The organism is Ferruginibacter sp. (assembly GCF_014377975.1).
In the GTDB taxonomy this organism is placed as follows: Bacteria; Bacteroidota; Bacteroidia; order Chitinophagales; family Chitinophagaceae; genus Ferruginibacter.
Window position 1 is genome coordinate 22681 of sequence record NZ_JACMOO010000343.1, and the last position, 12329, is coordinate 35009.

At 38.5% G+C, this 12329-nt stretch carries 11 protein-coding genes; 8 read left to right on the forward strand and 3 right to left on the reverse strand.

What is annotated here, in order from left to right:
* Positions 1–595: 595 nt before the first annotated feature.
* Entirely contained in the window at positions 596–1774 is a 1179-nt protein-coding gene (locus H7254_RS16885; RefSeq protein WP_301934084.1) for an acetyl-CoA C-acyltransferase, read from the reverse strand.
* 135 nt (positions 1775–1909) lie between these two features.
* On the opposite strand from H7254_RS16885, the gene H7254_RS16890 reads away from it, so the two are divergent.
* From H7254_RS16890 to H7254_RS16900, 3 genes are all read left to right on the forward strand, one after another.
* Positions 1910–2980, forward strand: a complete 1071-nt coding sequence (locus H7254_RS16890; protein ID WP_301934085.1) for a quinone-dependent dihydroorotate dehydrogenase — start codon at positions 1910–1912, stop codon at positions 2978–2980.
* 245 nt (positions 2981–3225) lie between these two features.
* Positions 3226–3498: a hypothetical protein gene (locus H7254_RS16895; RefSeq protein WP_301934086.1), complete on the forward strand. Its 273-nt coding sequence runs from the start codon at positions 3226–3228 to the stop codon at positions 3496–3498.
* A 76-nt stretch (positions 3499–3574) separates the two neighbouring features.
* Positions 3575–3799, forward strand: coding sequence for a hypothetical protein (locus tag H7254_RS16900; RefSeq protein ID WP_301934087.1), 225 nt, complete (start codon positions 3575–3577; stop codon positions 3797–3799).
* Positions 3800–3818: 19 nt separating this feature from the next.
* Here H7254_RS16900 and H7254_RS16905 read toward each other — a convergent pair whose 3' ends face one another.
* Complete coding sequence (locus H7254_RS16905; protein ID WP_301934088.1) at positions 3819–4523, reverse strand: 16S rRNA (uracil(1498)-N(3))-methyltransferase; 705 nt, start codon at positions 4521–4523, stop codon at positions 3819–3821.
* Positions 4524–5066: 543 nt separating this feature from the next.
* Positions 5067–6626, reverse strand: coding sequence for a replicative DNA helicase (gene dnaB / locus H7254_RS16910; protein ID WP_301934089.1), 1560 nt, complete (start codon positions 6624–6626; stop codon positions 5067–5069).
* Positions 6627–7124: 498 nt separating this feature from the next.
* On the opposite strand from dnaB, the gene pheT reads away from it, so the two are divergent.
* The 5 genes from pheT to H7254_RS16935 form a co-directional block, all read left to right on the forward strand.
* A complete protein-coding gene (pheT, locus tag H7254_RS16915) occupies positions 7125–9551 on the forward strand; it encodes a phenylalanine--tRNA ligase subunit beta (protein WP_301934090.1) in 2427 nt (808 codons plus the stop codon).
* Between the two features lie 51 nt (positions 9552–9602).
* The gene (locus H7254_RS16920; RefSeq protein WP_301934091.1) at positions 9603–9890 is read left to right on the forward strand and encodes a hypothetical protein; all 288 of its coding nucleotides are present in this window, start codon (positions 9603–9605) and stop codon (positions 9888–9890) included.
* Between the two features lie 4 nt (positions 9891–9894).
* The gene (locus tag H7254_RS16925) at positions 9895–10176 is read left to right on the forward strand and encodes a cell division protein ZapA (RefSeq protein WP_301934092.1); all 282 of its coding nucleotides are present in this window, start codon (positions 9895–9897) and stop codon (positions 10174–10176) included.
* Positions 10177–10314: 138 nt separating this feature from the next.
* The gene (gene rny / locus H7254_RS16930; RefSeq protein ID WP_301924295.1) at positions 10315–11880 is read left to right on the forward strand and encodes a ribonuclease Y; all 1566 of its coding nucleotides are present in this window, start codon (positions 10315–10317) and stop codon (positions 11878–11880) included.
* An 84-nt stretch (positions 11881–11964) separates the two neighbouring features.
* A partial coding sequence (locus H7254_RS16935) for an RHS repeat-associated core domain-containing protein (RefSeq protein ID WP_301934093.1) occupies positions 11965–12329 on the forward strand: 365 nt, incomplete at its 3' end.

Consider the following 12329-nt stretch of genomic DNA (forward strand, 5'->3'; position numbering starts at 1 on the left):
TAGCCGCTAAGGTTGGCTTTTTGCAAAATTAATAACTTATGATTGTTATCCGTTGGTTATCTTTTGAAGAAACACCGGCCGGGATTAATATTTAAATATAAATATTAAATGTGTTTTTGAAGAAAGTTGAAGCCAAATTGAAAATGAAAAAGTTAAATAATACGATCCGCAGTAGCGGACAGGTTGTCATCCGATAGCCATCAGATGCTGCAACACACTACTTCTTAGAAGCTGTCTAAGAATAGAATTTTCATCTGCCATCTTGTGGTTGGCGGGAACCCCAACCTTGTCTAAGAATGATTCGATCGGCTAAGAGGAGAGGCTGTCATCCGACAGCCATCAGATGCAGCTACACACTGCCTCGTAGCCTGTTAAAAATAAAAAAGCTATGGCAGTCATTCGCAGTTACATGTTGAGATGAATTTTAATGATATTTATTCACCTTAGAACTAAATGGAATAGTTGCCAGTTCACGAATGACAGATGCACAAAAACCTCTTGGCCACATTTAATTTTAAATTGAGATTGATTGTTAAGTTGTAAAATCCTGCCTTGGTTAGTATTTTTTTTAACATAAACAACAGAATAAAAACAGCTACTCAATACTTTCAATGATGCCTGCAATGCCCTGCCCTCCGCCAACGCAGGCCGATACAATCCCATACTTTTTATTCAATCTTTTCATATCATTCACTAACTGAATGGTAAGCTTGCAACCTGTACAGCCCAGCGGGTGGCCCAATGCAATTGCCCCTCCGTTGATATTTACCTTTTCAGGATTTAAATCCAACTGGCGTATAACAGCCAGCGACTGACTTGCAAAGGCTTCATTCAATTCAATCAAATCAATATCGGTTAAATTCATTCCTGCCTGTTTTAAAACTTTAGGAATTGCTTCAACCGGGCCAATACCCATAATGCGTGGATGTACCCCCGCACTGGCGCAATTTACCAAACGGGCAATGGGTTTTAAACCCAGTTCGTTAATCATTCTTTCACTCATAACAATTACAAATGCAGCACCATCACTGGTTTGAGAAGAATTACCTGCCGTAATACATCCTCCCGCTGCAAAAGCAGGTTTTAATTTGGCCAGTCCTTCGGGGGTAGTATCGGCACGTACTCCTTCATCTGTATCTACCAAAAAATTCCGTTGCTGTTTTTTACCATTTGCATCTAAGTAAACTTCCGCCACGTTAATGGGAAGAATCCCCGATTTAAAGAAACCATTTTTAATGGCATTACCCGCTTTTAAATGACTGTTATAACTAAATACATCCTGGTCTTCCCGGCTAACGTTGTATTCTTTTGCAACCGCTTCGGCCGTTAAACCCATGCTTAAATAAAAATCAGGTTCTTCAGATGCGATGGAAAAAGACGGAGATGTTTTCCAGCCGGCTGTGGGTACCATACTCATACTTTCCACGCCACCGGCAATAATACATTCCGCCATACCGCTTCTTATTTTGGCGGTAGCCATCGCAATGCTTTCCAGCCCGCTGGCGCAATACCGGTTGATTGTAATTCCCGGCGCATGAATGCCGACAGCCTTTGCGGAGATCATCCTGCCTATCTGTAAGCCTTGTTCCGCCTCGGGTACAGCATTTCCCACCACTACATCATCTACTCTTTTAACGTCCAATTGTGGTACGCTGGCCAGTAATCCTTTTATAACATCAATGGCAAGGTCATCTGGCCTTGTAAACCTAAACCCACCTTTTTTACTTTTGGTGATGGCAGTTCTGTATCCTGCTATAATATATGCTTCCTGCATTTTATTAAATTTAATTTGTTGTTTGATTATCGATACGCAAATTTTAAATAGTTGTTTATGCAACTTTATAAACCAAAGTTATAATTTCTATATCAAAACGAAAAATTGAAAACACTGCTGTACTTTTACTGCTATATGTATAGATTATTACGCTCTTTTTTATTTTTATTTGATCCGGAAAAGGTTCATTATTTTTCTATGAATGCCCTTAAATTGATTTGTAAAATTGGCTTTTTAAAAAAATTGATTGCGAAAAAATTTACCCCTCCTCCCTTTACCAGTAACAGGTTTAAGCTGGGGAATATTTCCTTCAAAAATCCTGTTGGGCTTGGTGCCGGCTTTGACAAGAATGCCTTGTACCTTAATGAATTGGAAGCCCTGGGTTTTGGTTTTATAGAAATAGGAACAGTAACACCACTGCCACAGCCGGGAAACGATAAGCTAAGGTTATTTCGTTTACAAAGAGACAAAGCAATGATTAACCGGATGGGGTTTAACAACGATGGGGTGGAAGCAGTTGCACAAAATTTGAAGAGTTGGCGGTTGAAAGTTGACAGCCGGCTATCAAACAATCAGCTATCAAATGGTAATCATAAACTGGTTATTGGTGGAAATATTGGTAAAAATAAAATTACGCCTAATGAAGATGCCTGGAAAGATTATGAAATTTGCTTTACTGCCTTGCATGATTATGTTGATTATTTTGTGGTAAATGTAAGCAGCCCTAATACGCTTGGCCTGAGAGAATTACAGGAAAAAGATGCCTTATCAAAAATTTTGCAAAATCTGCAACAGCTTAATCGTACAAAGGAAAATCCAAAGCCCATATTATTAAAAATTTCGCCAGATCTTACCATTAGCCAGATTGATGATGTAATTGAACTTGCACTGGAAATTAAACTGGAAGGCCTGGTAGCTGCCAATACCACTATTGACCGCTCGGCGCTTTTTACAAACAAAGCCATTTTAAATGAGATTGGAGCAGGTGGGTTAAGCGGTCTGCCATTAAAACAACGATGTATAGAACTGGTAAATTATCTGTATTATAAAACAAACGGGCAAATACCCATCATTGCCAGCGGCGGAATTTTTACAGGTGCTGATGCGAAAGAAAATATACAAGCTGGTGCTTCACTGGTGCAGGTCTGGACAGGTTTTATTTATGAAGGCCCTGCTATTGTAACAAATATTTGCAAAGCCTTGTAATAGATTTACGTAGTAAATTTTATACGGAATATTTATTTATTTCTCAAAGTATTGTCGGTTTTTTTTATGATGATTTTATCAAATTGTTTTGGGTATTGATATTGTAATAGTTAGTAGCATTATCATAAACCGTTTACCGCCGGAAAAAGAAAAAACTGTCCGAAGGATCTGGATGATAACGGGTATCATTATCCGCAGTTTATTCCTGTTGGCACCTGGCTGGTTGCTAATCCAAGGAGGCAAAGTTGTTTTTTACAATATTTTATAAATTATTTGATCTTGCAAGCCTTGTACTGTTGGCCGGGGGACCATTTTTAATTTACAAAACGGTAATGGAAATACATCATAAACTGGAGGGTGAAGAGGACAGTTACCAGAACGGTAATAAGCTGACACTTACCATGGGTAAAGCGGTTACACAGATCATGTTGATTGATATGGTATTTTCGTTTGACAGCATCATCACCGCAGCAGTCACTGCCGATCATGTTGACATTTTGATGGTACCGGTAAAATAGCTATGTTTATTTTGCTTTTATTCAGCTCCAAAAATTTTTCTGATATAATAAATATCCTTCGCTGAAAATACTGGCCTTGTCGTTTTTAGTAATGATTGGTTTATCGCTGCTGATGAAAGGATGGAATGCAGATAAAGCACATGAACTACATTTAAAAAATTATATTTATTGTGAAATGGCATTTTCTTTTTTAGTAGAGATACCAAATATGACCCTGTTGAAAAGACAAAAGAAACGCCGTGTGGCAGAACTAAACAAACCAACACTAACTCACAGCAGTGTGTTGCATCACGCAAGTTAATAATTACTCTGCAATTGCATTAATGGCTGCAAAGAAGGGCCGCGGCTACAACTCCGGCAGTTTCTGTTCTTAACCTGGTATTTCCTAATGCAACCGGTAAAAAATTATTTTGTATCGCTGCGGCTATTTCATCCGGGGTAAAATCTCCTTCCGGACCAATACAAACTAACTGATGTGCTGATGAGTTAATGTGTTGGTGAAGTTGCTTCTTTACCCCTTCTTCGCAGTGCGCAATAATTTTTTGATGAACGGTTGATTGATTAACAAGCTCCATAAATTTTGTAGCCTCGTGTAGTAAAGGCAACCAACATTGCTGAGATTGTAACATAGCGCTGACCAGTATGTTTTTCATTCTGTCGTGCCTGAAAAATTGCTTTTCTGTACGGCTGCATAACAAAGGGATAATTTCGGTTACACCAATTTCTGTAGCCTTTTCAAGAAACCATTCAAAACGGGTGCTGTTTTTTATCAATGAAATAGCAATAGTGATTTTTTTTGCCGGAGGCGACATAACAGTTTCAGATAATATCTTAACGGCGCATTTCTTTCGGTTATGGTCAATGATCTCCGTGGTAAATAAATTACCCTTTCCATCGGTTAACAATAATTCTTCGCCGTTTTGCATACGCAAAACCTGTACTGCATGTTTGGATGTTTCTTCGCCTAAAAAAAATTGCGTTGCCCCTGGTTTAATTTCTTGTGTATAAAAAAAAGGAAGTGCCATTTAGCTAATTTTTTTGTTGATTAACTCAGGGTTTCTTCCACTGCAGATAAATGAATAAACAACAATTTATTTTTCTTTGACCTTAAAATATTGAGCTAAGAAAAGTATTTTAAAATAGCTCTTCTAAAGTTTTTCGTGTTATAAGAATATACCATTCAATCATTTCAAAAAAAACTAATCTTACATCATCCGCAATAATGGATTCAATATTTATATTTTTCGTTCATTATTTTTAATATTCATCCAGACTGCAGCTTGTGTTTCTACCTGCAGTTTGGCCAGCCCCCTTTTTTCAATTCCTTCAAGTCTCCATCAGATAATACCTAATCTTTGGCAACATTTCTGTAACTGCCCGGAATGGTGTCAAAGGCTTCCAATACTTTTTCGTCATCAATGCTATCAGGTGTTTAGTGCAGTTTTTGTTTTATTGATGTGGCTATTGGTTGCATAGTTTACTTTTTCTGTAAATTTAAATTAAAAATTACCGGCTGTAGCCATTGGGTTTTCCGTATAATTATTCATTATCCATTAAAAAATTATGTATTAAAAAGGTGCATCGTCATCAAATGCCCCATCATTCATTTTACTACCTTTCTGGATATATAATTTTGCGCCGCCATCATCATCACTTTTAACCGGCCTGAAATTACCCCCCGGAATGCCCCCGCCAAAATCATCACCACCCTCATTATCTTCCACAAATTTTTGAATATGCAGTAAGGCTCTTAACTTAATGGTATCAAGGCTACCGTTTCTGTGTTTGGCAATCTTTACATAGGTTTCGCCCTTGTTACTTTCGCCATGTTCATTAGCGGTAATATCATAGTATTCGGGGCGGTATAAAAACATTACCATATCCGCATCCTGTTCAATGGCACCTGATTCACGTAAATCACTCAACTGCGGAATTTTAGCACCTTCCTTTCTTTTTTCTACTTCCCGGCTTAACTGACTTAATGCAATAATGGGTACTTGTAACTCTTTGGCCAACCCTTTCAAATCTCTTGAAATACTGCTGATTTCCTGCTCCCTGTTGCCATTTTTATTGTTGCCGCCACCACTCATCAATTGCAGGTAATCTATAATGATCAAACCAAGATTGTGTTTGTTTTTTAGTCTGCGGCATTTAGCCCTTAACTCAAAAATATTTAAGGCTGCAGTATCGTCAATAAAAATTGGGGCGTTGCTAAGGCGTTCAATTCCCTGCTTGTACAATTGTTTCATTTCGTGCTCCTCCAGTTTACCACGGTTTATTTTCTCCAGCCATATTCCACTTTCAGCACTTAAAATACGTTGTACCAACTGGCCTGCACTCATTTCTAAACTAAAAAATGCCACTGCTGTTGGCTTTGTGGGATGCAATGCGGCAGTGCGGGCAAGGTTCAGCGCAAAGGCAGTTTTACCAACGGAAGGTCTTGCTGCCAATACAATAAGATCAGTTGGCTGCCAGCCATACGTTAATTTATCAAGCGATGGAAAGCCACTGGGAACACCGGTGAGGTCTTCATCCCGGTTACGCATATCCTCAATGCGCTGAATGGTTTTTACCAGCACCGTATTGATATCATCGAAATTTTTACGCAGATGGCTGTTCGTTATTTCAAACAATTTACTTTCTGCGTCATCCAGCAAATCAAATACGTCGGTGCTGTCTTCATAAGCATCGCCAATTATTTCACCGCTGATTCTAATCAGTTCCCGTTGTATAAATTTCTGCAGTACAATTCTGGAGTGGGCTTCAATATTGGCCGAAGAAACAACTGCATTGGTTAATTTTGATACATAATACGGCCCTCCTACCAGGTCCAGCTCTTCTTTAAATTTTAATTCTTCCACCACAGTCAGCAAATCTATCGGCATACTTTTTTGTGCCAATGAAATCATTGATTTAAAAATCCGCTGATTGGCTTCAACATAAAAACATTCCGCTTTTAAAATTTCTATCACTGTATCAAATGCACTTTTTTCGAGCATAATGGCTCCAAGAACAGCCTCTTCCAAATCTTTCGACTGAGGAGGTACTTTTCCAAAAACCATATTTCCCATGTCCAGGGAAGGTTTTCTTCTCACTTTTCTATCTTTATTCAGGTTAGTCAACTCCATTTTTTTGTTCTAATTAATCGTAATTGGTAAGGTTGATTTTGATACGTCGTTTTGTTGAATCAGATAGTGTTGCCAAATTTGAAAACCTGATAACAACTGATACTTCCATTTTATATTTTTTTGTTCTCTAACCAAAAAAATATTGCAGGGCGGCTAAGATAAAGTCAATTTCCTTACCGTTATCCACATTATAATGTCACCAACTTTTTATGTTGATTTTCCACAGCAAATTCACATACAAAAATAGCTTATTAACGGCTTATACACAGGTTTATTAACAGCTAAAAATCAAATGCAGCCGCGTTGCGTAACAATTTATTAACATACCGTTGCCCTCACTTTTATTTTTCTTCACCGAGGGTAAGTTTTTTTTTACTTGTTTTATTAAGCATGAATGAGTAATTTTTTTAGGCTGGTTTTTTAATACAATCCATCCCTTATTTCATCCTTAACTGTCAATTGCTATCTTTGCGAATCTCAATAATTAATCATTTATCAATGACTATTAGTTACAACTGGCTTAGCGAATACTTACCGGAAAAAATAGAACCGGAAAAATTAAGTAAAATTCTTACTTCGATAGGACTGGAAGTGGAGAGCATGGAAAAATACGAGGAATTAAAAGGTGGTCTGGAAGGATTGGTAACCGGTGAGATATTGGAATGCACCAAACATCCCGATGCGGATAAATTAAGCCTTACCAAAGTTGATATTGGTACAGACACTACATTACAGATTGTATGCGGCGCACCAAATGTAGCGGTAGGCCAAAAAGTAGTGGTAGCAATGGTTGGCGCAACCATCTATCCGTTTAATGGTGAACCAATGACAATGAAAAAAGCAAAAATTCGTGGGCTGGAAAGTTATGGTATGATTTGCGCCGAAGACGAAATTGGGTTAAATGATAACCATGCCGGTATACTTGTTTTACCCGCCGACACTAAAGTGGGTATTGCCGCTGCTGCTTATTTTGGAACATATACCGACATTATTTTTGAGATAGGACTTACACCCAACCGGATGGATGCTATGAGTCATCTTGGCGTAGCGAAGGATGTTTGTGCATGGTCAACACATCATACAAAAAAAAATACCCAGGTAAAATCTCCTTTTAAAAATACTTTTAAACCAGATAAACAGGGATTACCGGTGGAGGTTATTATTGAGAATAGCGCTGCGTGCGAACGGTATGCCGGGGTAAGCATACGGGGTATTACTATTGCAGAAAGCCCCAAATGGTTACAGCAAAAATTAAAAAGCATTGGTCTGCGGCCCATCAATAATATAGTGGATATTACTAATTTTATTTTGCATGAAACGGGACAGCCCTTACATGCTTTTGATGCGGATATGATTACCGGTAATAAAGTAATTATAAAAAATTTGCCGGGGGGCACTCCTTTTACAACATTGGATAATAAAGAAAGGAAATTATCAGCAGAAGACCTGGTGATTTGCAATGAAACAGAAGCCATGTGCATAGCAGGTGTGTATGGAGGCGTACAAAGTGGTGTTACAACGGCCACAAAAAATATCTTTTTAGAAAGTGCCTGGTTTAACCCGGCTAGTATTCGCACAACGTCTTTCCGGCATGGATTGCGTACGGATGCAGCCACCCGTTTTGAGAAAGGAGTTGATATAAGTAATACGGTAAATGTGCTGAAAAGGGCTGCGGTGATGATAAAGGAAATTGCCGGTGGCGAAATAGCTTCAGATATTACCGACATTTATCCTAATCCAAAACACAAAACCGAAGTAGCCATAAAATACCATTATTTAAAAAAATTAAGCGGTAAAAATTATCATGGCGATACCATTAAAAATATTTTAACCGGACTTGGATTTGAGATCATTAAAGAAGGGTTAGATGATATTCGTGTAGCCGTTCCGTTTAGTAAGCCAGATATCAGTATCCCTGCGGATATTGTGGAAGAGATCATGCGGATTGATGGACTGGACAATGTAGAAATTCCAGCAGTAATCAGTATTTCGCCTGCTGTTGAAACGCTTGCTCAGGAAGCCGCATATAAAGAAAAGGTTGCTGCTTACCTTGCAGCCACAGGTTTCAATGAAATTTTTACCAACAGTATTACCAACGCAGCTTATTACAGTGAAGCGGTTTTGGAATCTACTGTAAAAATGATCAACAGCCTGAGTGCGGACCTAAATGTGCTAAGACCCCAAATGATGGAAACAGGGCTGGAAAGTATTGCCTACAATTTAAACCGCCGCAACAGTAACCTGCAACTCTTTGAATTTGGTAAAACCTATCATACAAATGGTATAGGAAAATATAGTGAGCAGCAACACATTAGTATTTATATTACAGGTAAAAAAAATGAAGACGGATGGAAAGGCAAGGGAGAAAAAGCTGATTTCTATTTTGCAAAAGCAATCTGTGAAAAAATTACAACCTTGCTGGGCCTTGCCATAACTACTTACACAAGGGAGGTGAATGATAAGTTGGATAGCTGCGTGAAAGCATCCATAAATAATGATATGATAGCCACTATTGGATTAGTAAATAAAAAAGTGCTGGAACGTTTTGATATTAAACAACCCGTTTTATGCCTGGATATTGATTGGGATAAAATAATACTATTGAACAAATCGCACAAAATATCTTTCAAAGAGATTTCAAAATTTCCTGCAGTACAACGCGATCTTTCAATTGTGGTAGATAAAGCGCTTAAATATGAGCAGGTAGAAAAAGCAACCTTGGCTGCCAGATTAAATAAATTAACTTCCGTTAACTTGTTTGATGTTTTTGAAAGTGACAAACTGGGTGCTAATAAAAAATCGATGGCCATTAGTTTTACTTTTTTGGATGAAGAAAAGACTATGACAGATAAGGATATTGATGGAATGATGAACAGGATTATTACCTGTTATGAAAAAGAATTGCAGGCAGAAATAAGGAAATAGGCCGTATTTTAACAAGCGGCACGAAAATGTTATAATTTTTCAACAATAATTATGGCAGCAATAGAAGAATATATCAGCAGGATAAACCATAAACTGCAGCAATTGCTGAAGCAATACCAGTTTTTGCAAAAAGAAAATGAAAAGCTGCGGTTGACTGTAACAAACCTTCAATCTGCAAGGGAACAGGAAATGGAAAAAATAAACCAGCTGGAACAGCAGGTAAGTATTTTAAAATCATCCATTGGGCAAATGGACGAGCAGGATAAAAAGGTATTTGAAAAACAGATCAATCAATACATTAAAGAAATTGATAAATGTATCGGTTTATTAAGTGAATAGAAATATGTCAGAACTCATTCCCATCAATATTGTAATTGGCGATAGAACCTACCGCATAAAAACGCTTGCAAAAGACGAAGAAGTGATCCGCCGCACCTTAAAAACCGTTAACGATAAAATAATAGAATTTAAAACCCAGTTTGGTGGTAAAGACATGCAGGATTATATAGCCATGGTAATGATATGGTATGCCACACTTGCAAACACAGACAGTAACCCGGTACTGGAAAAAGAAGTAACAGATGCTTTGTTAAAAATGGAGTTGGCCATTGATAAAGCATTGTAAATTACTTAAATAACGCCTTTAAGCACTCTCCAACTCTGCAAAAAATCATTATCTTCGCTGACTATCTTTTTGCCTTACCAGTTATGGGCACAGAAGTATATATCAGATTGTGAACCGTTTTAAAACAAAAAATTATCAATGGAACCAACCATAATTTACGTCATCGTTGGTGCAGCAGCCTTAGTTACCGGCACTGTACTGGGCAAAATCATCTTTGCCAAAAATACCAAAAAACAAGTAGAAGAAGCTGAACAGCAATCAAAATTAATTTTAAAAGAAGCTGAATTTACAGCCGAAAATTTAAAGAAAGAAAAGGAACTGGATGCCAAGGAGAAGTTTGTGCAAATGAAAGCAACGCATGAAAAAGACGTGATGCAGCGCAATCAAAAAATTATAGATGCAGAAAATCGTATTAAACAAAAAGAACAAGGCATTAACCAAAAAGAAGGCAATCTTGAAAAGCAGGTAAAAGAAAACGAAGCCATAAAAGAAACGCTTAACAGGCAGATAGAAGTCGTAAATTCCAAACGCACCGAACTGGAAAAACACCAGGAAGAACATATCCGCCGCCTGGAAAAAGTGGCAGGATTATCTGCGGAAGATGCAAAAGCTCAATTGATTGAAAGTCTTAAACAGGAAGCACACACAAAGGCATTGGTAATACAGCAGGAAATTATTGAAGAGGCAAAATTAAAAGCCAATAAAGAGGCCCGCAAAATTGTAATTCAAACCATTCAGCGTACGGCTGCAGAGCAGGCTATTGAAAATTCTATTACCGTATTTAACCTGGAAAGTGACGAAATAAAAGGCTCCATCATTGGCCGGGAAGGCCGCAATATTAGGGCCATCGAAGCCGCTACAGGCGTAGATTTGATTGTTGATGATACTCCTGAAGCCATCGTGTTATCATCTTTTGATCCGTTGCGCAGAGAAATTGCCCGTTTATCATTACAGCGGCTGGTAGCCGATGGCCGTATTCACCCTGCCCGTATTGAGGAAGTGGTAGAAAAAACCAAAAAACAGTTAGATGACCAGGTAATGGAAATAGGCGAACGTACGGCCATGGAACTGGGCGTGCATGGTCTGCATAAGGAATTGGTAAGAATGGTAGGGCGCATGCGCTTCCGTTCATCCTACGGGCAAAACCTGTTAATGCACAGTCGCGAAACCGCTAATTTATGTTCTATCATGGCGGCTGAGCTGGGCATGAATCCTAAATTAGCTAAACGTGCCGGTTTATTGCATGATATTGGCAAGGTACCCGATGAAGAAACAGAATTGAGCCATGCGTTATTGGGCGCCAAACTAGCTGAAAAATATGGTGAAAACCCGGCGGTAGTAAATGCCATTGGAGCTCACCACGATGAAATGGAAATGCAATATGTAATTTCTCCCATAATACAAGCTTGCGATGCAATTAGTGGCGCAAGACCGGGTGCAAGAAGGGAAATTATGCAGCAGTACATTCAACGTATAAAGGACCTTGAAAATTTAGCACAAGCTTACCAGGGCGTTGAAAAAGCTTATGCAATACAGGCTGGCAGAGAGTTACGTGTAATTGTAGAAGCAGATAAAGTAAGTGATAGCGATAGCGACAAACTAAGTTTTGAGATAGCACAAAAGATACAAACTGAAATGACCTTTCCAGGACAAATAAAAGTTACCGTGATCAGAGAGAAAAGGGCAGTAAATATTGCAAGGTGATATTATTTTTTAATTGATAAAAAAGCTACAGGTAGAAATGCTTGTAGCTTTTTTGGGGTTCAGTAGGTACGGGGCACTTTGACTATGACGGGCAGGAAGTACCAGGCTTGTACTGATTCGTACCGATACGGCTTCAACGGCAAGGAGAAATCAGACGAAGTTTATGGAGAAGGGAATGCTTATGATTTTGGTGCAAGGATTTTAGACCCCCGTTTAGGAAGATGGCTCGGTGTTGACCCTTTACAAATAAAATACCCTTTTTCCAGCCCTTTTGCTTTTGCATTAAATACACCTATCCAGGCAAAAGACCCTGATGGGAAACTCGTCATCTTTATTAATGGACAGCATGGCGGAACAGCATATAAAGGTTATTGGGAGGGGTTTGATGATAAGGTAATGAAAAGAATTGGCGATAAAAAGCCAAGGTATTATGATGGGGCACTTGGAGG

Excerpts from the sequence above, each read along its gene's own strand:
- H7254_RS16885 (WP_301934084.1), bottom strand. The coding sequence starts at position 1,774 with ATGCAGGAAGCATATATTATAGCAGGATACAGAACTGCCATCACCAAA.
- H7254_RS16890 (WP_301934085.1), top strand. The coding sequence starts at position 1,910 with ATGTATAGATTATTACGCTCTTTTTTATTTTTATTTGATCCGGAAAAG.
- H7254_RS16905 (WP_301934088.1), bottom strand. The coding sequence starts at position 4,523 with ATGGCACTTCCTTTTTTTTATACACAAGAAATTAAACCAGGGGCAACG.
- dnaB (WP_301934089.1), bottom strand. The coding sequence starts at position 6,626 with ATGGAGTTGACTAACCTGAATAAAGATAGAAAAGTGAGAAGAAAACCT.
- pheT (WP_301934090.1), top strand. The coding sequence starts at position 7,125 with ATGACTATTAGTTACAACTGGCTTAGCGAATACTTACCGGAAAAAATA.
- H7254_RS16920 (WP_301934091.1), top strand. The coding sequence starts at position 9,603 with ATGGCAGCAATAGAAGAATATATCAGCAGGATAAACCATAAACTGCAG.
- H7254_RS16925 (WP_301934092.1), top strand. The coding sequence starts at position 9,895 with ATGTCAGAACTCATTCCCATCAATATTGTAATTGGCGATAGAACCTAC.
- rny (WP_301924295.1), top strand. The coding sequence starts at position 10,315 with ATGGAACCAACCATAATTTACGTCATCGTTGGTGCAGCAGCCTTAGTT.